This is a genomic window from Sulfitobacter sp. PM12, from assembly GCF_045586035.1.
Classification (GTDB): Bacteria; Pseudomonadota; Alphaproteobacteria; order Rhodobacterales; family Rhodobacteraceae; genus Sulfitobacter; species Sulfitobacter pontiacus.
On the sequence record NZ_CP151529.1, the window covers coordinates 1,676,518 to 1,696,312 of the forward strand.

A 19,795-nucleotide genomic window follows, 5' to 3' on the forward strand; every position below is an offset into this window, starting at 1 on the left:
AGGGGCAGTATTCCGCCTTTGGTTTCGGTAGGATCAGCGGAAACCACGTTGACCAGCGATTCGATGGTTGGCAAACTGCATTTTACGACTGACATACGACGTTTTACGAGGAACCCTGCGATGAGCGACATAGAACACTTGCAAGGCCGTATTCTGGCGGCGCTTGAAAGGGCATCGCGCGGAGCTGACAAACTGGCCGTCGCCAAGGCGGAGGTCCCCGATCTTTCGGAAGAACTGGCGCAGGAACGCGCTGTCAACGCAGAGCTTTCTGAACAGGTCACTGCCCTGAAAAAGCGGCTGGAGGATGAAACCGCCCATCTGCGGGCTGAACTGGCCACAGCACAGGCGCGCAACAACAGTGCGTCCGCGGCACAGGCCCAGACCGAAAAGCTTGATCTGGAAATCCAGCGGGTGCGCCGCGCCAATGCGCAGCTGGCCGATGCCTGCGCTGCGCTGCGCGAAGCCAATGCCGAAGGGGTGGGGGACGCCGATCTGATCAATGCCGCCTTGCAGGCAGAGCTTGACGCGCTGCATGCCGCCCGTCGCGCCGATGTGGCAGAGGCGGACGCGATCCTCTCTGTTCTTACCCCGCTTGTTCCCACTGCCGAGGAGTCTGCCTGATGCCCGAAGTTTCTATCTCTATCGGCGGTCGCCAGTTCGAAGTTTCCTGCCAGGAGGGCGAGGAAGACTACCTGCACGCCGCAGCCAAGATGCTCGACGACGAAGCGCAGGTGCTGTCGGATCAGGTGGGCCGGATGCCCGAAGCGCGGATGTTGTTGATGGCGGGCCTGCTGCTTGCCGATAAAACCGCCAGCGTCGAGGATAAGATCAAGGAAGCCCGCGCCGAACTGGCAGAGCGTGACGCGGAACTTGCAAGCCTGCGCAATGTCGTGGTGGAGCCCGAGCGGATCGAGGTGCCTGTCATCCCGCAAAGCGTCACCGACAGTCTTGCCGAAATGGCTGCCCGCGCCGAAGCCTTGGCGAGCGAGATCGAAGATAAGGCCCGAGACAAGGCCCAAGACGGGGCCCAGTGACCCTGCCGCGCGCCATCGCATTCGGGGCCACGGCCGCGTGGTGGCTCGGGGTAGTGGGCAGCGCTTTGGCGCAGGCCATGCCGGTCTCTGCCACCTATATCTGCGAGCGCGGGGTCGAGGTGCCGGTTTCCTATACCACTCCCGAACAGGGGGAGGCGACGGCTGTGCTTTATGTGGAAAACCGCATGGTTACGCTGGTCCGGACCCGCGCGGCATCAGGGGCGCGCTATGCATGGCCCTCGGACGGTTCTGGCTATGTCTGGTGGACCAAGGGGGACGCCGCGACGCTATTCTGGCATGATGCGGCGGCGGGTGAGGATGTCACGCTCTACGCGGCGTGTCAGGCGCGGTGACGCGTTCTATGCAGGGTGCGCGCCGATCTGCGCGGCGCGGTTCGGGTGCCCCTTGATCCAAGGCGCACCCGTTTTTTTGTTAGCCGACCGTTAGCTGTTAGCTGTTAGCCGTTGGCTTCGCGGATCTTGTCAGCGGCGTCTTTGTCAAAGGCGACGCCGTTGTCTTCCAGCAGCGTGTCCAGCTCGCCCGACAGCATCATTTCGGTGATGATGTCACAGCCGCCGACGAATTCGCCTTTGACGTAAAGCTGCGGGATGGTGGGCCAGTCAGAGAAATCCTTGATCCCCTGACGCAGCTCTTCGTCGGCCAATACGTTTACGTCGGTGTAGTCGACATTCATATAGTTCAACACGCCCGCCACACGGGACGAGAACCCGCACTGCGGCATCGTCTTGTTGCCCTTCATGAACAGCACAACATTGTTGGCGGTGATGGTTTCCTGAATTTGCGTCTTTGCGTCGGTCATTTCGATTTGTCCTTTGGTATAAAGCGTTTCGCGTATTCTTGAGGGTCGCGGGGGATGCGGTAGTTGGTCTGATGTCCGCCGCCGCCGCCACCCGAATGATAGGTCGCGTCAATTTCGTGATAGCCCTTGCCCGGCTTTGATCCGCGTTCGGTATCGCGTGTGTGTTTCAGCGCCTGTAGGCCGCGCAGAACCGCCACGATCAGCACCAAGACGCTGAGGATCAGGACCAGGATCGGGTCCACCGGATCAATCCGGCGCTTTGGTTGTCAGCGCCAGCGCGTGCAAATCGCCGTTCGATCCATCCATCCGGCCCTTGAGCGCGGCATAGACGGCACGTTGCTGTTGCACGCGGTTCTGGCCACGGAAACTTTCGTCGATGATCATCGCAGCCATATGCACGCCGTCATTGCCTTCGACGGTGATCTTGGCGTTTGGAAAGGTCTCGCGCAGCAGGTCTTCGATTTCGCGGGCTTGCATGGGCATGTGTGGGGCGCTCCGTCTGGCATGTCATTGCCCAAGATGTAGTAGTGTGCAGGGCGGCGTGCAAGTTATCTCCCCGTTATCTCATTGAGCGGGGGCATGGGACGCCCTACATAAGAACAGTCGCCGCCGCGACAAGGTAAGGAGACCACCCGCCATGGAGATTTTCGAGAACGCACCGGAACGCGCCTATGCATGGGCACAAGCGGGCCGCGGGGCCGCGCTGGCCACGGTGGTGGAGACATGGGGCTCTGCCCCGCGACGGGTTGGCGCGCAGCTGGCCATCGCCGCAGATGGCGAGATGCAGGGCTCTGTCTCGGGCGGTTGTGTCGAGGGGGCCGTGGTCGTCGAAGCGCTCGAGGCGATCGAGGACGGCGCGCCGCGTTTGCTGGAATATGGCGTCAGCGATGGCGACGCCTTTGCCGTGGGGCTGGCCTGCGGCGGTAAGATTCGCGTGTTGGTCGAACCTGTGGGCGCAGGGGCGATGCCGTTTGACGTTCTGGGCGACCTCGTCCGCGCCCGCGCCGCGCGCCAGCCCGTGGCCTATCAGGTGCCACTGTCGGGCGGGGTGGGGCGCTTGGTCACGGGCGGCTATGCAGACCGCTTTCGCATGGACCGTTCCGGCGTTGAAGAGGATGGCGATACATTTGTCGCGATCCACAACCCGCCGCTGCGGCTGGTGATCGTCGGGGCGGTACACATCGCGCAAGCCTTGGTGCCCATGGCGCAGGTCGCGGGCTTTGACGCCGTGGTCATCGACCCGCGCGAGGCGTTTGGATCGCAAGCGCGTTTTCCCGATGCACAGGTGATCAACGTCTGGCCGGACGCGGCGATGGAGACCGTCGGCGTCGATACCCGCAGCGCAATTGTGCTGCTGACCCACGACCCCAAACTGGACGACCCCGCGCTGCATATCGCACTCCGGTCCGACGCCTTCTATATCGGGGCGCTCGGATCGAAACGCACCCATGCCTCCCGCGTGGCACGGCTGGAAGAGGCGGGCTTTACCGCCGCCGACATCGCGCGCATCAACGGCCCCGTCGGGCTGGACATCGGGGCCGCCAGCCCGCCCGAGATCGCGGTGTCGATCCTGTCGCAGATGATCCAAGCCCTGAGAAAACCGTGAAGTTCGGCCCCATCGACACGGCGAAGGCCGAGGGTGCCGTGCTGGCTCATTCCATCGCATTGCCCTCGGGCCGTTTGCGCAAGGGGTTACGGCTAGAGCCCTCCCATCTGGCCGCGCTTCGGGCAGAGGGCATCGACCGTATCATTGTGGCGCAGCTCGCGTCAGGGGATGTGGATGAAAACACCGCCGCGGCACAGGTCGCGCAGGCCGTTCTGGCGGCGCATCCCCATCTGACGATGACGCGCGCCTTTACCGGCCGCGTGAACCTGCTGGCCGATGGGCCGGGGGTGGCGCAGCTGGATGTGAGCGCGCTTGAAGCGTTGAACGCTGTGCACCCGATGATCACGCTGGCCACGGTCCCGCCGTTCCAGCAGATGGCAGCGGGGGGCATGGTGGCGACGATCAAGATTATCTCTTACGCCGTCGCGCAAAGCGATCTTGCTGCCGCCTGTGATGCCGGACGCGGCGCGATCCGGCTGGTGCCACCGCAAATCAAGGACGCGACGCTGATCATCACCGAGATTGACGGCGGCGCGGGCGACAAGGGGAAAAAGGCCATCGCAGACCGGCTTTCTGCGCTGGATGTGGATCTGAATAAAGTCGTTATGGTCCCGCATGAGGTCACCGCTCTGCGCGATGCCATTGCCGCGGCGGATACGGCGCTGACGCTGATCCTCACCGGCTCTGCCACCTCTGACATCGCTGACGTGGCCCCGCAGGCCCTGCGCGCCGCGGGCGGAGAGGTCTCGCGCTTTGGCATGCCGGTTGATCCGGGCAATCTGCTGTTTCTGGGGCAGATGGGCGATAGGCCGGTGATCGGCCTGCCGGGCTGCGCGCGCTCTCCTGCGTTGAATGGCGCGGATTGGGTGCTGTCGCGGGTGATCTGCGGCATAGAGGTATCCCCGCGCGATATCGCCCGCATGGGGGTGGGCGGCTTGCTGAAAGAGATCGCCACCCGTCCGCAACCAAGACGCGGCTGACCGACCCTGACGCAAGGCCCGTCGCCGCGCCGCGCCCGCGAAGTTCAACCCATGCGAAAAATTTCTGTTCTCAACGCCCCTTTGGCGTGCTTAACTCGACCCAACACATGACATAAAACGGGAGGAACATCATGACCGAGGTCAAAATGACCGTGAACGGCAAACCTGCATCTGGTGCCGTCGAAGGGCGCACGTTGCTGGCGTCATTCCTGCGCGAAAACCTGAGCCTGACCGGCACGCATATCGGCTGTGACACCAGCCAGTGCGGGGCCTGCGTGGTTCATGTCAACGGCGAGGCGGTCAAGGCCTGCACCATGCTCGCGGTCGAAGCGGACGGGGCCGAGGTCAAGACGATCGAATCCATGGCCAACCCCGATGGATCGCTGACAGTGATCCAACAGGCGTTTCAGGACCACCACGGGCTGCAATGCGGCTTTTGTACACCGGGCATGATCATGTCGGCCTCGGCGCTGCTGAAAGACAACCCCAAGCCGACCGAGGCAGAGGTCCGGCACTATCTGGACGGCAATATCTGCCGCTGCACCGGTTACCATAACATCGTCAAGGCGATCATGGCCGCATCCGGTCAGGACGTCAGCGCGCTGGCTGCCGAATAACCACCGTGCGACGTGCGGCCCTGTTGATGCAGGGGCGGGAGGACACGGCGCACCCATCCTGAAAACCGCGCTTTCCCACGCAAACGGGGAACCGCAGCAACCCATAGATTGACGACATAAGAATAAAGCCAAACGCAAAAGCCACATACGACGGTGCGGACCCGATCCGTGCCCCATAGGGAGGAATTGACCATGCCAAAGGACGGCGGAATTGGTGCCAGCAGCAAGCGGCGCGAGGATATCCGGTTTTTGACCGGTGAGGGGAATTATACCGACGATATCAACCTGCACGGACAGGCGCATGTGTTCTTTCTGCGCTCGGATATTGCCCATGGGGTGCTGAATTCGGTCGATACATCGGCGGCGGAAGGGATGCCGGGGGTCGTGAAGATCTTTACCGGTGCCGATTTCGCCGAGGTCGGGTCGATCCCCTGCGGCTGGCAGGTCACGGACAAGCATGGCGAGCCGATGCAAGAGCCGCGCCACCCCGTGCTGGCCGAAGGCAAGGTCCGCCACGTAGGCGAACCGATTGCGGCTGTCGTGGCGGAAACCCTGTCGCAGGCCCGTGACGCGGCAGAGGCGATCGTCGTCGATATCACCGATCTGCCCGCCGTCGTCGATATGAAGCAGGCCGTGCAGGAAGGCGCGCCCAAGGTTCATGACGATCTGACCTCGAACCTTTGCTACGATTGGGGCTTTGTCGAAGAGAACAAGGCCGCCGTGGACAAGGCCTTTGACGAAGCTGCCCATGTCACCACGCTGGAACTGGTCAACAACCGTCTGGTCGCCAATCCGATGGAGCCGCGCGTCGCCGTCGGCGACTATGCACGCGGGACAGGGGATCATACGCTTTACACCACCAGCCAGAACCCCCATGTGATCCGCCTGCTGATGGGGGCCTTTGTTCTGGGCATCCCCGAACACAAGCTGCGCGTCGTGGCCCCCGATGTGGGCGGCGGTTTCGGCACCAAGATTTTCCACTATCAGGAAGAGGCGTTCTGCACCTTTGCCGCCAAAGCCTGTAACCGTCCGGTGAAATGGACCTCCAGCCGGTCCGAGGCCTTCATGTCCGACGCCCACGGGCGCGACCATGTGACCAAGATCCAGATGGCGCTGGACGCGGACAATAACTTTACCGCGCTGCGCACGGACACTTACGCGAATATGGGGGCTTACCTGTCGACCTTCGCGCCGTCGGTGCCCACATGGCTGCACGGCACCTTGATGGCGGGCAACTACAAGACGCCGCTCATCTATGTGAACGTAAAGGCCGTGTTTACCAACACAGTGCCCGTCGATGCCTATCGCGGCGCGGGACGGCCGGAGGCAACCTATCAGCTGGAACGGCTGGTGGATAAATGCGCCCATGAGCTTGGGGTCGACCCGATTGCCTTGCGGCGACAGAATTTCATCACCGAATTCCCCTATGCCACGCCGGTCGCAGTGGAATATGACACGGGCGATTATGTGGCCACGATGGACAAGCTTGAAGAGATCGCCGATTTCGCCGGTTTCGACGCGCGCCGCAAGGAAAGCGAGGCCAAGGGCAAGCTCCGTGGGTTCGGCGTGAACTGCTATATCGAGGCGTGCGGCATCGCGCCCTCGAACCTTGTGGGGCAGCTTGGCGCGCGGGCGGGTCTGTATGAATCCGCCACCGTGCGTGTCAATGCCACGGGCGGTCTGGTCGTGATGACCGGCAGCCACAGCCACGGGCAGGGGCATGAAACCGCCTTCCCTCAGGTCATCGCCGAGATGATCGGTATCCCCGAAGAGATGGTCGAGATCGTGCATGGCGACACGGCCAACACCCCGATGGGTATGGGGACCTACGGCTCGCGCTCCCTCGCAGTCGGCGGGTCGGCCATGGTCCGCGCCACAGAGAAGATTATCGCCAAGGCCACCAAGATCGCGTCGCACCTGCTGGAAGCCTCCGAAGGGGATATCGAGCTGAAAGACGGGGCCTTTACCGTGGCGGGGACGGATAAATCCGTTGCTTGGGGGGATGTGACGCTGGCTGCCTATGTGCCGCATAACTACCCGCTGGAGGATATCGAGCCCGGTCTAGAGGAAACGGCTTTCTACGATCCCTCGAACTTTACCTATCCGTCCGGTGCCTATGCCTGCGAGGTCGAGTTGGACCCCGAAACCGGCCATGTCACCATTGACCGTTTTGCGGCGGCGGATGACTTTGGCAATATCGTCAACCCGATGATCGTCAGCGGTCAGGTCCACGGCGGGATCGCGCAAGGCATCGGGCAAGCGCTGATGGAGAATTGCGCCTATGACAGCGACGGTCAGTTGCTCAGCGCGTCCTACATGGATTACGCGATGCCACGGGCCAGCGATCTGCCGTTCTATACCGTTGACCATTCGTGCCAGACGCCCTGTACGCACAACCCCTTGGGCGTGAAAGGCTGCGGTGAGGCAGGGGCCATCGGATCGCCGCCTGCGGTGGTGAATGCGGTGTTGGACGCCATGCGATCGGGCGGTAAGGATGTCGGGCATATCGACATGCCTGTCACACCGGCGCGGGTTTGGGCGGCGATGAACGGTTAAGAGGATGAGACAAGGCGGGGGGCTGCATCTTCGCGCCGTGGCGCGAAAAAAATAGGTGCAGCGGGGGCCAGCCCCCGCGCCCCCGGAGTTTATTGGCAAAATGAAGAGCGGCGCAGAGGCCAAGGCCCGCTTTGAGATTGGAAGGACGCAAGATGTATGATTTTGATGTAGTGAAACCCGCGACAGTGGCCGAGGCGGTCTCGGCATTGGGGCAGGACGAGGCGCAACCGTTAAGTGGCGGGCAAACGCTGATCCCCACGCTGAAGGCGCGCTTGGCGATGCCGTCGGTTCTGGTGTCGCTGAGCGGGATCGAGGACATGCGCGGTGTGCGTATGGGCGATGACGGTCGTCTGTGTATCGGTGGGGGCACCGTACATGCGACCGTCGCCAAAGAAGCAGAGGCGCATTACCCCGGGCTGGCCAGTCTGGCCGCGCGGATCGGAGATCCGGCCGTGCGCAACCGTGGCACCATCGGCGGATCGGTCGCGAATAACGACCCCTCGGCCTGTTATCCGGCAGGGGTGCTTGCCAGCGGTGCGACGATCGTGACCAACGCGCGCGAGATCGCGGCGGATGATTTCTTTGAGGGGATGTTCGCCACCGCGCTGGACGAGGGTGAGATCATCACCGAAGTGCGTTTCCCGATCCCCGAGAAGGCGCATTACGAGAAATTCATCCAACCTGCCTCGCGCTTCCCGCTGGTGGCCGTGTTTGTGGCAAAATTCGCTGACGGTGTGCGGGTCGCGGTGACGGGGGCGTCGGAGGATGGCGTTTTCCGGTGGAGCGATGCAGAAGCCGCGCTGAGCGGGAGTTTTGCCGTGGATGCCCTGTCGGGGTTGAGCTTGCCCGGTGACGGTATGATCAGCGATCTGCACGGCAGTGGTGACTACCGTGCGCATCTGGTTGCTGTGATGACAAAACGGGCAGTTGCCGCGCTGACCTAAGCCACTCGATACTTCAATGAAAACCGCCCCTTGGGAAACCTTGGGGCGGTTTTTTGCTGTCTGGATGATTATCACTTGCGCAGGGTTGGGAACGATTTTGCAGCACCGGTGTTGTGCCGTAACGCTGCCCGAACGGCGTCCATAACCCCGTGAGGATTAGGAATGTATAAACTTTTGAAATCGACGACCTCTTTGACCATGTGTTTGGCGCTGGCTTTGCCCACAGGTGGTTTTGCCCAGACAACAGAAAGCTGCGTGGCCGAAGGGGAGCAAACCGTGTTCCCATGTGTGCTGCCTGACGGCAGTGTCGTGGCGGATGCGGATCAGATGATGACTTTGCGTGCCGACGGTGATCTGGCGCAGGCCCTTGGTCTTGAGGCGGAAGCCCAGACCGACGCGCAAGCCGAGCCCGATGCAGAAGCCGCCGCTGAAACCGTAGACGCCGCGGAAGAGCAAGCTGCCGCCGCCGCCGAGGCCGAAGCCGCTGCCACTGCAGAAGCCCAAGCCGCCGCGGAAGAGCAAGCCGCTGCCGACGCAGAGGCCGCCGCCGCTGCCGCTGAAGCAGAAGCTGCTGAGGCGCAAGCTGCAGCAGATGCAGAAGCCGCCGCCGCCGCGCAGGCCGCTGAACAAGAGGCCGCCGAAGCTCAGGCCGCTGCAGACGCACAAGCCGCCGAGGCAGAGGAAGCTGCTGCCGCCGAAGCGCAGGCCGAAGCAGAGCGTGAGGATGCGGTCGCTGCACAGATCGCCGCAGACGCTGAAGCCAAGGCTGCAGCCGAAGCCGAGGCAGAGCAAGACGCCGCTGCGGCTGCCGAAACCTCGGACAGCCCTGAAGCGCAGTCTGCCGAGACACAGGCAGATGCTCCTGCCGCTGAAAGCGATGCTGGCGTAGAGGCAGAGGCGCAAGCTCAGGCAGAGCCGGCAGAGACTGAGTCGACCGAAGAAACCCAAGCCCAGACCGACGTGCCGGCAGACAGCTCTTCCGACACTGAAACTCAGGCAGAGGCCGAAACCCAGCAGCAAACGGAAGAGCAGATCGCCGCTGATCTTGCCGCCGAACAGGCTGCGGAAGAAGCCCGTCAGGAACAGCGCGCCGCTGATGCAGCCGCTGCTGCCGAAGCCGCCGCCGCTGCTGACAGCGGTGAAGCCAAGGCCGACGTTGTGGTAGAAGAGATCACCGAAGAAGACACGCGCGCGTCGAATGAAGAATTTTCGACGGCCGTCACCGGTGACACCTCTGCCGAGGCCAATACGCAAGCCAAAAAGGATGACGACGACGGGCTGAGCAAGTTCGAGAAAGCCCTGCTTGTCGGCATCGGTGCCGTGGCTGTCGGATCGATCCTGAACAACGGCTCGAAGGTCGTGAGCAACTCGGGTGACCGTCTGGTTGTTGAAGATCCGAATGGGGATCTGCGCGTTTTGAAAGACGATGACGCGCTTGTGCGTCAGGCCGGTGACGAAGTCCGCCGCGAGACGTTCAACGACGGTTCTTCGCGCACCACTGTGATCAAGCCTAACGGCAGCAAGATCGTGACCATTCTGGGTCGGGACGGCACCGTATTGCGCCGGATCAACGTCGATCCGCAGGGCAATGAATATGTGCTGTTCGATGACACCCAAGCCGAAGAACGTATCGTGGTGAACGAGCTGCCTCAGGTCCGTCCGCAGGCCAATACGCTGGCCAGCCAGCAGAACGAGGAAGCGCTGCGTGCCGCGTTGCAAACGCAGCTGCGTGGGGATCAGGCCCAGCGGTATTCGCTGCGTCAGGTGCGTGATGTCCGTCAGGTCCGTGCCCTAGCCCCGGAGATCGAGCTGGACGCTGTACGTTTTGCCACAGGGTCGGCTGCAATCCAGCCTGAACAGGCCCGTGCGCTGTCCAAGATCGGGACCGCGATCAGCAATGCCATCAAGGATGATCCGCGCACTGTGATCCTTGTGGAAGGGCACACCGATGCGGTTGGCAATGCGGGCTACAACCTTGCGCTGTCTGACCGTCGTGCCGAGACCGTTGCATTGGCCCTGACCGAGTATTTTGACGTGCCGCCAGCCAACCTGATCACCCAAGGCTACGGTGAAAGCGCGTTGAAAGTACCGACCGAGACCGCCGAACCCGCCAACCGTCGTGCGGTTGTGCGCAACATCACAGGTCTGCTGCGTCAGTAACCGCGACTTTCAAGACATAGAAAAGCCCCCGCAGGAAACTGCGGGGGCTTTTTGCGTCTCGGGACTGTAAGACCCGGTATTATTTGCTTGGCAGCGGCCCGATGAGCATGACCATCTGGCGGCCTTCCATCTTCGGGAAGTTTTCAACGCGGCCGACTTCTTTGGTGTCTTCGGCAACGCGTTCAAGCAGCTCGCGGCCAAGGTTCTGGTGGGCCATCTCACGGCCGCGGAACCGCAGCGTGATCTTTACCTTGTCCCCATTGTCGAGGAACTTGAACACGTTACGCATCTTGACGTCATAGTCATTGGTATCGGTGTTCGGGCGGAACTTGACCTCTTTGATCTCGATGATTTTTTGTTTCTTGCGCGCTTCGGCTTCACGCTTTTGCGTCTCATACTTGAATTTGCCAAAGTCCATGATCTTGCACACGGGCGGGTTGGCATTGGGCGAAATCTCGACCAGATCAAGTCCGGCATCAACAGCCATTTCCATGGCGCGATCCGGTGTCACGACGCCGACGTTTTCCCCATCCGCACCGATCAGGCGGATTTCGTTGGCGCGGATGTTTTCGTTGATGCGCGGGCCGGTGTCTCTTTGCGGCGGCGCGTTATGCGGTCTGCGAGCGATGATGGTCTTCCTTTGATTGTTGTACTGATGTCGAGCACGGAAGGTAAACCTGCTCATGGTCTTCTTCAAGTCGCAAAATGGCGCATATACAGGGTAAAACCGCGTATTTTTGGGGGATTTACCCAAGGGGAAGCAGCGTATCGCGCATTTGACGCTATGTGTTGGCATATAGTATGTGCAGCAGGGGATTAACAAAGTTCAAAGGAACCACAGCATCATGAAAAACCTCATCTGGATTGTCATCGCAGGGGTGATCGCGCTTGGCGCGTACATGTTGTATTCGGGCCGTTCGGTCCAGGAGATTGCGACCGATGCGTCGGATGCCGTCAATGCTCCCGCCGCGCTGGAAAGTGCGACCGAAGCTGTGGGCGACGCTGTCGATGCGACAGAGGGCGCAGTGACCGAGGCGGTAGAAGCCACCACCGAGGCCGCGAATACCGCAGCCGACGCGCTGTCGGAAGCGGCCGAGGATGTGGCCGATGCCGCGGCCGAGGCGGGCGAGGATGCCATGAACGCGGGCAAGCAGATCGCCGAGGATGCAACGCAAGCGGCGAATGATACCGCAGAAGGCAACGCGGAGGTTTCCACCAGCGCAGAGGCCGATGCCATGGCTGCCAGCGATGCAGAGGCGAGCGATGCCGCCAGCACCACGCAAGCGGGCACGGCACCCGCCGCTGACCCGCAAGCCGAGGCAGACGCCGCAGCGGTTCAAGAGGAAGAAGCCGCCGCCGTGGCCGCGACAGATGCACAGGCGAGCACAGATGCGGGGGCTGCAGCCGATACAGAAGTTCAGGCCGACGTCACCGCCGATGCCAATACGCCAGAGCAGTTGACCACCGTCGATGGCTTTGATCTGGAGAGGGTGCAAACCATGATCGACACCTCTGATCTGCCCGCCACGCAAAAAGCGCTGCTGAAGCAAGGGCTGGTCACCGCCGGTGAAAATCCCGATGCCCTGCGCGCGATCCTGGCACGGATCCGCGAGGCGCTGGCGCTTTAAGCGCGGCCCACGCAAAGCCGATCCGCCAGACATGAAAAAGCCGCGCCTCGAAAGAGAGCGCGGCTTTTGTTTTATCCCTGGTGCCCCATGCAAGGGCACCGCTGCGTCGGATCAGCCGACAAAGGCCTTTTCAACGACGTAGTGTTTGGGGTCGGAGTTCGCCCCTTCCTCGAGCCCGAAACCTTCAAGCACCTCCTTGATGTCCTTGTTGAATTCAAGGCTCCCGCAAACCATGCCGCGATCGGTGTCGGCGCTGATCCCGTCGATGCCGAGGTCTTTGAACACCGTGCCGTCCTGCAGCAGATTGGTGATGCGGCCCATCTTGGGGCTTTGTTCACGGGTGGTGGTGGGGTAGTAGACCAGCTTGTCGCCGATCATCTCGCCGATCAGCGGATCATCGGCAAGGCTCTCGACCAGCGTGCGGCCATAGTCCAGCTCGGCCACATCACGGGTGGTGTGGGTCATGATGATCTGGTCGAATTTCTCGTAGGTCTCCGGTTCGCGCAGCAGCGAGGCAAAGGGCGCAAAGCCTGTGCCGGTGGCGAAAAGCCACAGACGTTTGCCGGGCAGCAGCGCGTCATGCACCAGCGTACCGACGGGCTTGGGCCGCAGGATGATCTGGTCGCCGGGCTGGATGTGTTGTAGCTTCGAGGTCAGCGGGCCGTCCTGCACCTTGATCGAATAGAACTCCAGCTCTTCGTCCCAGGAGGGCGAGGCGATGGAATAGGCGCGCAGCAACGGCTTTTGCTTGCCGGTCTCGGGGTGCGGATCGCCCATCAGGCCGATCATCACAAACTCGCCCGAGCGAAAGCGCAAGGACGCAGGGCGGGTCACGCGGAAGGAAAACAGCCGGTCCGTCCAGTGTTTGACAGAAGTCACGGTCTGCGCGTCAGGCAACGTGGGTACGGGTTTGGCGTCGGTTTGGGTCACTACATTCTGCTCGGTCATAATTTCATCTACGCGCGGATCGCGGCACGCAGCCTTTCTCTAGGGGAAGGGAGGGGGCAGGGAAAGCATCTTGGGGCGAAAACCCCGATCAGCCGCGCAGACGCGCCTGATAATTATGCTCTTGCCAGTTTGCGCGGGCCAACCATTGGTCCTGCGGTTGACGGGCGGCCAGATCATCGGGGATCTCGACCTCGTCAAAGCCCGACCGGCGCGCCATGGCGTATTGGTCCGCAATCACATGCCCATGTGCGCGCAGCCGCCCGGTGTAGCCACGCAGACGCAGCTGGCGCGCGATGGTAAAGCCACGCCCGTCGGCCGAGCTGGGGAAGGCCACGCGGATCATCGAGATCGCACCATCCACAGGGATCGTTTCCGGTTGCACATCAGAGGGGACGTCAAGGGCGGTCGCACCCGCCTCTACGCCTTCAGCAGCATCGAAGGGGGCGTAGGGCGTGGCGAAATCATCCGCCACAAACCCCTGATCATTGATCAACTGTGTCATGTCTTTGCTCCTGTGCGGACCATCTTGCCATCGACAAAATGGATGCCGCATTCTTCTTTTTCAATGTTTCTCCAGCGGCCGGCGCGGGGGTCTTCGCCCGGTTTCACCTTGGTGGTGCAGGGGGCGCAACCGATGCTGGGGTAGCCTTGGGCCACCAGCGGGTGCCGGGGCAGGCGGTTCTCGTCGATATAGTCCGACACGTCGGAGGCCTGCCAATGGGCCAGCGGGTTCACCTTGATCCGCGCAGGCGCATCGGCGGGGGTTTCGACCTCGAAGAACGGCAGGCTGGCGCGGGTGCCGGACTGGAACCGCTTGCGCCCCGTGATCCAACCGTCGAATCCCTCTAGCGCGTGCTGCAGGGGCACGGTCTTGCGGAAGGCACAGCAGGCGTCCGGGTCGCGCAGATGCAGTGTCCCGTCGGGGTCTTTCTCTGCCACGTCCTGCGCCCGGATCGTCTGCACATTGCGCAGCCCCAACCGTTCGCTCAGCTCTTGCTGATAGACCAGCGTTTCAGCAAAGAGCATCTCTGTGTCGATGAACAACACCGGCAGATCACGTTTCACCATAGAGGCAAGGTGCAACAGGGCGACGGATTCCGCCCCGAAGCTTGAGACAAGCGCCAGATTGGGCACATTGTCGATCGCGGCACGCAGCACGTCGGTGGCGCTGTGATGGCGCAGGCCATCGTTCAGCTTTTCCACCTGACGGGTCAGCGCTGCGACGCGGTCCGGCCCTTCGGGGAGGATTTTTTCCCCATTTGGAAGTGTCAGTTGATCACGCGGCATTGGCTTGTGCTTCCGGGTAGAGGACGGCCTTGAACGGGGCAAGACCGAGGCGACGATAGGTTTGCAAGAAGGTCTCGCCCGCGTCGCTGCGCAGGTCGAGGTAGCCTTTTACCAACCGTTCAATCGCCGGGATAATGTCGTCGGCGGAAAAGCCCGGACCGGCGCGCTCTCCGATGGCGGCGTTTTCGGTGCCGTCACCGCCCAGAGTGATCTGGTAGTTTTCGACACCGGCGCGGTCGAGCCCGAGAATCCCGATGTGGCCCACGTGGTGGTGGCCGCAGGCATTGATGCAGCCCGAGATCTTGATCTTGAGCGGACCGACATCGTGTTCCAGCTTCAGCTCGTCAAAGCGGGTCGCGATTTCCTGGGCAATCGGGATCGAGCGGGCTGTCGCCAGCGCGCAGTAGTCCATGCCGGGGCAGGCGATGATATCGCTGATCAGGCCGATATTGGCCGTGGCAAGGCCGACCTCTTTCAACGCCGCGTGCAAGGCGGGCAGGTCGCCGCGGTGCACATGGGGCAGGATCACGTTCTGCTCGTGGCTGATGCGCAGTTCGTCATGGCCGTATTCGGCCGCCAGTTCAGCCATACGGTGCATCTGTTCGGCAGTGGCGTCGCCCGGGGTCTTGCCATGGGCCTTGAGGCTGATCGACACGATCGCGTAGGACGGATCGCGGTGGTCGGTCAGGTTGGTGTCGGCCCAACTTTTGAACACGGGATCGCTGTCATAGGCAGCAGTATAGGCGTCCGTCGGGGCGGTCTTGAACGTCGGGCTGGCGAAATCCGCCTCGATCCGCGACAGCATCTGCTGGTCGACGCCGGTGAACTGCGGACGGATCAGCGCGTAGCGGGCGTCCACCCGTGCGCGGATGTCGTCGATGCCGTTCTCATGCACGGTGATTTTGATCCGCGCTTTGTATTTATTATCGCGGCGGCCCAACAGGTTATAGACCGAGACAATGGCCTCGAGCGTGGGCAGCAGGTCTTCGGAGCTGACGAAGTCGTAAAGCACCTTGCCGATCATCGGGGTCCGGCCAAGGCCACCGCCGACAATGACTTGATAGCCGATCTCGCCGTCTTTCGCGACGATTTGCAGGCCGATATCATGGGCCTTGATCACCGCACGGTCATGGGGCGCGCCAGAGACAGCGACCTTGAACTTGCGCGGCAGGAACTGGAATTCGGGGTGGTCGGTGGACCACTGCCGGATCAGTTCGGCCACGGGGCGCGGATCGGCGATTTCATCCGCGGCGGCACCGGCGAAATGGTCGGCGGTCACGTTGCGGATGGTGTTGCCGCTGGTCTGGATGGCGTGCATGTTCACTTCGGCCAGCGCGTCCAGCATATCGGGGACATCACGCAGCTGGGGCCAGTTGTACTGGATGTTCTGGCGCGTGGTAAAATGGCCGTAGCCCTTATCCCATTTGGCAGCGATATCGGCCAGCTTGTGCATCTGGCGGCTGCTGAGCGTGCCATAGGGGATCGCGACCCGCAGCATATAGGCATGCAGCTGCAGATAGAGCCCGTTCATCAGGCGCAGGGGCTTGAATTCATCCTCGGTCAGGGAACCGTCGATGCGGCGTTCGACCTGTGCGCGGAACTGTGCGTTGCGTTCGGCGATGAAGGCATCGTCAAATTCGGTGTAGCTGTACATTATTGAACCTCCTGCTTGCCGTGGGTGTAGTTGCTTGGACCCTTGGCGCGGAATGCTTCGCGGAAATGCGATGGCTTGGGTGTGTTTGTGCTGGTGTCGACATCGGCCAGATAGGCCCCGACGGTCAGGTCGGCTTGCTGGATCGCATCGATCAGACGCACATCGGCGACGGCCTCGTCGGTCAGGACTTCGGCCTCTTCCAGTTTGCGGGTCCAGCCGGTGGCGGTCTGGTAGATCACGTCGCCTTCCAGCAAGGCATTGGCGGTGACGACTTTGGGGGTGAAGGGCTTGGCCATTATGCCATCTCCTCTTGAAACAGTTCGGTGGTGGCGCGGGCGGCGGCACGGGGTGCCAGCCCATAGAAAGTCAGGGCGGGGCCGGTCAGATTGGCCGCGTTCAGGTCGGTGGGCAGACGGTCCAGCGTGGTCTCGACAATCCGCTGATCCGCGCGCGAGGCGTTTTCGACCAGCGTGACAGGCGTGCTGCGATCGGCCCCGTGCATCAGCAGGCGGCCTTGGATGAACCGCGCGGATTTCTTGCCCATATAGATCGCGGCGACCTCGCCCGGGCGGGCCAAAGCGGCCCAGTCATGATCGGCGAACCCTTTCATGTCATGACCCGTCAGGAACCGGACAGAGGCGTTGCGCCCGCGTTTCGTCAGGCTTTGCCCGATGGTTGCGACGGCGGCAGAGGCGGAGGTGATCCCCGGCACGATGTGCCAGCCGATGCCATGGGCGTCCACGGCGTCGATCTCTTCGTCCAGGCGGCCAAAGATGGTGGCGTCACCGGATTTAAGACGGACCACCTGGGCCCCCGCCTGCGCGTGTTCGACCAGCAGATCGTTGATGGTTTCCTGCGCGGTAGAGGGGCCGAAGCCTTCCTTGCCCACGTCGATCATCAGCGCCTCGCGGCGGGCGAGTTCGAGGATCTCGGGGCTGATCAGCCGGTCGTAAATCACCACATCGGCCTCGTCCAATGCGCGGCGCGCCTTGAGGGTCAGCAGTTCGGGGTCACCGGGGCCGCCGCCGACGAAGGCGATGTGACCGGCACGCGCGGCGCGGGACTGGTGGTCGGACAGCAGCGTGTTCAGCGCGTTTTCGACGGCCGCCTTGCCATCCGCTACGGCGCGGGGGCCGGCGGCAAAGTAATAGTCGCGCCAGAAGTCGCGGCGCGGGCGGCCAAAGGGCAGGGCGTCGGCCATCTTGCGGAACCCCTTGCCGATCCGCGCCAGTGTTCCCAGCGTTGTGGGCAGGCGCTCTTCCAGATCGGCCTTGATCGCACGGGCCAGCACGGGGGCCGCGCCTTCGGTGCCGATGGCGATGGTCACGGGGTCACGGTCGACGATGGCGGGGGTGATAAAGGCGCTGTCGTGCAGATTGTCGACGATATTGACCAAGGCCCCTTCGGCACGCGCAATCGCGGCGGTGCGGGCGTCTTCGGTCTCGTCTTCATCGGCAGCGTAGAAGAGTTTCGCACACAGCACATCGCCGTGGCGCAGGGCGCGGGTGTGCAGCGTCAGACGACCCGCATCGGCCCATGCCGCGATCTCGGGCGCGGGGGTTAGGGCGAAGACGCTGATCTTGGCTTCGGTCTTGAGCAGCAGGCGCAGCTTGGCCAAAGCCGCTTCGCCACCGCCTGACAAGACGATGCGCTGGCCCTTGGTGGACAGGTAGATTGGGAAATGATCCATGTGGTTCGGTCCTTGCGCTTAGCTTGAGCTCTATATAGGAAATAATTCCAATAAGGCGCTAGGTGTCTGGGGATATAAGGACGTACGTTCCATTCAGCCTTGCAAACAGAACAACAGACCACAGAGTGAAGGAAAAGCAGAATGGACGTTCGGATCGATGACGTGGACCGGAAAATTCTAGCGCAGTTACAACGCGATGCCAGCCAGTCATTGGACGATATCGCGCGCGAGGTCGGCAGTTCCAAGACCCCTGTGTGGAACCGGATTCGTAAACTGCGCGAGGCCGGGGTGATCGGGCAGCATACGGTTGTGCTGGACGCAGAGGCGCTTGGCTTCGAGGCGTGTTTCTTCGTGTTGATCCGCACGTCGTCCCACGAGGCCGACTGGCAGGCGGCGTTCCTCAAGGCATTGAAAAACCGTCCCGAAGTGCAAGAAGCGCACCGGCTGGCGGGGGACATCGACTATATCCTGAAGGTCCGCGTCAAGAACGCCCGCGCCTATGATGCTTTTTATCAGGCGCTGATTTCAGAGGTCCGCGTGCACAACGTCACAGCGTTGCTGTCGATGGAAGAGATCAAATCGACCACGATGCTGCCGCTGTAACGCCGTGGCGCGGGGAGGCGCGACTTAGATCGTCACCATCAACCGTTCCAGCTTGTGGAAATGGTAGGTATTGGCAAAACGCGGTGCTTCGGCCAGTTGCAGGTTCGGCGCATGGTCAAAAAGCGCACGTAACGCGATCTGCATTTCCAATCGCGCCAGCGGCGCGCCGACGCAGAAATGCAGACCACCGCCAAAGGCCGCATGGGCCTTGGCCGGACGGGTCGGGTCGAACACATCGGGCTGGTCGTAAAGCGCGGGATCGCGGCCTGCGGCCCCTAGCACCAGTGCAATTTTGCGGCCCTTTTCCAGCGTGACGTCGCCCAGTTCGATATCCTCGTAGGCGAAACGTTCAAAGACATGCAGGGGCGGGTCGTAGCGCAGGATCTCTTCGACCGTGGCGTTGATCGCATCGGGGGCGAGGGCGCTGGCGGGCGTGTTATTTTCGAGCAAGCAGGCGATCCCGATGCCAAGCGCGTGTACCGTCGCCTCGTGCCCTGCGTTCAGCAGCAGGATACACGTGCCGATCAGCGCATCCGTGCTCAGTTTTTCGCCGTCTTCTTCGGCGGCGATCAACTGGGTGATCAGGTCGTCACGCGGGTCTTGGCGACGCTCATTGACATAGCGGCGCAGGAAGGCGGTGAAATCTGCGGCGGCGGTATTGGCGGCCTCTTCGGTCGCGCGGGTCCGGCCGATCTGGTAGACGGCGACCATGTCATTGGACCAGCGCAGCAGGTCGGGCCACATATCCTCTGGCACGCCAAGCAGCCGCGCGATGATGCGCACGGGCAATTGGGTGCAAAAAGCCGGGATCAGGTCAAAGGCCTCGCCCTTGGGCAGGTCGGCCAGCAGGGCTTGGGCGATCTCTTCGATCTCGGGGGCGAGGCCGGCAATCCGGCGCGAGGTAAAGGCACGCAGCACCAACCCGCGCAGACGGGTGTGGGTTGGCGGCTCAAGCTCGAGCATCGATTGGTCTTCCACCGCATAGAAGTCGCGCATGTGATCGGGCGTGGGCTTGCGCTGGTCGGAAGGGGTCTCGCGGCCCAAGCGGCGGTCACGCAGCAAGGCCTGCACCGTCGCCGCATCAAAAGCGGCCATCATCCCGTAGTCTTGCCAGAACAGCACGGGGCCCTGCGCACGTGCGCGCGTGTAGGCGGCATAGGGGTTTTGGACGAAGTCGGGATCAAGCGGGGAAAGGTTCAGTGTTTTCATGGGGCCTAGCAATAGCTGCGGCTCTGGTCTTTGCAAGCGGGTCTGTGCCAAATAACGCC

Annotated in this window: 22 protein-coding genes; 11 read left to right on the plus strand and 11 right to left on the minus strand. The window is 62.2% G+C overall.

Annotated features, from left to right (window positions below; translation table 11 throughout):
- Positions 1-120: 120 nt before the first annotated feature.
- Genes AADW22_RS08075 through AADW22_RS08085 form a run of 3 tightly spaced genes read left to right on the plus strand, consistent with a single transcriptional unit; the run spans position 121 to position 1,387 of the window.
- Positions 121-621: a hypothetical protein gene (locus tag AADW22_RS08075; RefSeq protein ID WP_132996737.1), complete on the plus strand. Its 501-nt coding sequence runs from the start codon at positions 121-123 to the stop codon at positions 619-621.
- On the plus strand, positions 621-1,034 hold the full coding sequence (locus AADW22_RS08080) for a cell division protein ZapA (RefSeq protein WP_064216061.1): 414 nt from the start codon (positions 621-623) through the stop codon (positions 1,032-1,034). The genes AADW22_RS08075 and AADW22_RS08080 overlap by 1 nt, the downstream gene beginning before the upstream one ends.
- Positions 1,031-1,387 carry an MliC family protein gene (locus AADW22_RS08085; RefSeq protein ID WP_407473443.1) on the plus strand — a complete coding sequence of 119 codons (357 nt, stop codon included), beginning with the start codon at positions 1,031-1,033 and terminating at the stop codon, positions 1,385-1,387. The genes AADW22_RS08080 and AADW22_RS08085 overlap by 4 nt, the downstream gene beginning before the upstream one ends.
- 104 nt (positions 1,388-1,491) lie before the next feature.
- Here the strand turns inward: AADW22_RS08085 and grxD are convergent, their stop codons facing one another.
- Genes grxD through AADW22_RS08100 form a run of 3 tightly spaced genes read right to left on the minus strand, consistent with a single transcriptional unit; the run spans position 1,492 to position 2,337 of the window.
- Complete coding sequence (gene grxD / locus AADW22_RS08090; RefSeq protein WP_005852996.1) at positions 1,492-1,854, minus strand: Grx4 family monothiol glutaredoxin; 363 nt, start codon at positions 1,852-1,854, stop codon at positions 1,492-1,494.
- Positions 1,851-2,096: a hypothetical protein gene (locus AADW22_RS08095; RefSeq protein WP_009826787.1), complete on the minus strand. Its 246-nt coding sequence runs from the start codon at positions 2,094-2,096 to the stop codon at positions 1,851-1,853. The genes grxD and AADW22_RS08095 overlap by 4 nt, the downstream gene beginning before the upstream one ends.
- A 4-nt stretch (positions 2,097-2,100) precedes the next feature.
- On the minus strand, positions 2,101-2,337 hold the full coding sequence (locus tag AADW22_RS08100) for a BolA/IbaG family iron-sulfur metabolism protein (protein ID WP_005853000.1): 237 nt from the start codon (positions 2,335-2,337) through the stop codon (positions 2,101-2,103).
- A gap of 154 nt (positions 2,338-2,491) precedes the next feature.
- Here AADW22_RS08100 and AADW22_RS08105 point away from each other — a divergent pair, with 154 nt between their 5' ends.
- The 6 genes from AADW22_RS08105 to AADW22_RS08130 all read left to right on the plus strand — a co-directional run bounded on the left by AADW22_RS08105 (position 2,492) and on the right by AADW22_RS08130 (position 10,717).
- Positions 2,492-3,460, plus strand: a complete 969-nt coding sequence (locus AADW22_RS08105; protein ID WP_407473444.1) for an XdhC family protein — start codon at positions 2,492-2,494, stop codon at positions 3,458-3,460.
- On the plus strand, positions 3,457-4,440 hold the full coding sequence (locus AADW22_RS08110; protein WP_407473445.1) for a molybdopterin-binding protein: 984 nt from the start codon (positions 3,457-3,459) through the stop codon (positions 4,438-4,440). Before AADW22_RS08105 ends, AADW22_RS08110 begins: the two co-directional genes overlap by 4 nt.
- A 131-nt stretch (positions 4,441-4,571) precedes the next feature.
- Entirely contained in the window at positions 4,572-5,057 is a 486-nt protein-coding gene (locus AADW22_RS08115) for a (2Fe-2S)-binding protein (protein WP_005853005.1), read from the plus strand.
- A gap of 192 nt (positions 5,058-5,249) precedes the next feature.
- Complete coding sequence (locus tag AADW22_RS08120; RefSeq protein WP_286779986.1) at positions 5,250-7,613, plus strand: xanthine dehydrogenase family protein molybdopterin-binding subunit; 2,364 nt, start codon at positions 5,250-5,252, stop codon at positions 7,611-7,613.
- 152 nt (positions 7,614-7,765) lie between these two features.
- Entirely contained in the window at positions 7,766-8,557 is a 792-nt protein-coding gene (locus AADW22_RS08125) for a xanthine dehydrogenase family protein subunit M (protein ID WP_005853008.1), read from the plus strand.
- A 162-nt stretch (positions 8,558-8,719) separates the two neighbouring features.
- Positions 8,720-10,717, plus strand: coding sequence for an OmpA family protein (locus AADW22_RS08130; protein WP_407473446.1), 1,998 nt, complete (start codon positions 8,720-8,722; stop codon positions 10,715-10,717).
- A 79-nt stretch (positions 10,718-10,796) separates the two neighbouring features.
- On the opposite strand, the gene infC is transcribed toward AADW22_RS08130, so the two are convergent.
- Positions 10,797-11,345 carry a translation initiation factor IF-3 gene (infC, locus tag AADW22_RS08135; protein WP_037944998.1) on the minus strand — a complete coding sequence of 183 codons (549 nt, stop codon included), beginning with the start codon at positions 11,343-11,345 and terminating at the stop codon, positions 10,797-10,799.
- 217 nt (positions 11,346-11,562) lie between these two features.
- On the opposite strand from infC, the gene AADW22_RS08140 reads away from it, so the two are divergent.
- Positions 11,563-12,345: a hypothetical protein gene (locus tag AADW22_RS08140; protein ID WP_407473447.1), complete on the plus strand. Its 783-nt coding sequence runs from the start codon at positions 11,563-11,565 to the stop codon at positions 12,343-12,345.
- 111 nt (positions 12,346-12,456) lie between these two features.
- On the opposite strand, the gene AADW22_RS08145 is transcribed toward AADW22_RS08140, so the two are convergent.
- From AADW22_RS08145 to cysG, 6 genes are all read right to left on the minus strand, one after another.
- The gene (locus tag AADW22_RS08145) at positions 12,457-13,293 is read right to left on the minus strand and encodes a ferredoxin--NADP reductase (RefSeq protein ID WP_064216053.1); all 837 of its coding nucleotides are present in this window, start codon (positions 13,291-13,293) and stop codon (positions 12,457-12,459) included.
- Positions 13,294-13,381: 88 nt separating this feature from the next.
- Positions 13,382-13,795, minus strand: coding sequence for a DUF934 domain-containing protein (locus AADW22_RS08150; protein ID WP_005853018.1), 414 nt, complete (start codon positions 13,793-13,795; stop codon positions 13,382-13,384).
- Positions 13,792-14,580 (minus strand): phosphoadenylyl-sulfate reductase, encoded by a 789-nt coding sequence (locus AADW22_RS08155; protein WP_005853020.1) that lies wholly within the window; start codon positions 14,578-14,580, stop codon positions 13,792-13,794. The genes AADW22_RS08150 and AADW22_RS08155 overlap by 4 nt, the downstream gene beginning before the upstream one ends.
- Positions 14,570-16,234 (minus strand): nitrite/sulfite reductase, encoded by a 1,665-nt coding sequence (locus AADW22_RS08160; protein WP_407473448.1) that lies wholly within the window; start codon positions 16,232-16,234, stop codon positions 14,570-14,572. The genes AADW22_RS08155 and AADW22_RS08160 overlap by 11 nt, the downstream gene beginning before the upstream one ends.
- The gene (locus AADW22_RS08165; RefSeq protein ID WP_184582295.1) at positions 16,234-16,530 is read right to left on the minus strand and encodes a DUF2849 domain-containing protein; all 297 of its coding nucleotides are present in this window, start codon (positions 16,528-16,530) and stop codon (positions 16,234-16,236) included. Before AADW22_RS08165 ends, AADW22_RS08160 begins: the two co-directional genes overlap by 1 nt.
- Positions 16,530-17,924 (minus strand): siroheme synthase CysG, encoded by a 1,395-nt coding sequence (cysG, locus tag AADW22_RS08170; protein WP_407473449.1) that lies wholly within the window; start codon positions 17,922-17,924, stop codon positions 16,530-16,532. The genes AADW22_RS08165 and cysG overlap by 1 nt, the downstream gene beginning before the upstream one ends.
- Before the next feature lie 141 nt (positions 17,925-18,065).
- Here cysG and AADW22_RS08175 point away from each other — a divergent pair, with 141 nt between their 5' ends.
- Complete coding sequence (locus tag AADW22_RS08175; protein WP_005853026.1) at positions 18,066-18,527, plus strand: Lrp/AsnC family transcriptional regulator; 462 nt, start codon at positions 18,066-18,068, stop codon at positions 18,525-18,527.
- A gap of 24 nt (positions 18,528-18,551) precedes the next feature.
- On the opposite strand, the gene AADW22_RS08180 is transcribed toward AADW22_RS08175, so the two are convergent.
- Positions 18,552-19,736: a cytochrome P450 gene (locus AADW22_RS08180; protein WP_407473450.1), complete on the minus strand. Its 1,185-nt coding sequence runs from the start codon at positions 19,734-19,736 to the stop codon at positions 18,552-18,554.
- Positions 19,737-19,795: the final 59 nt, after the last annotated feature.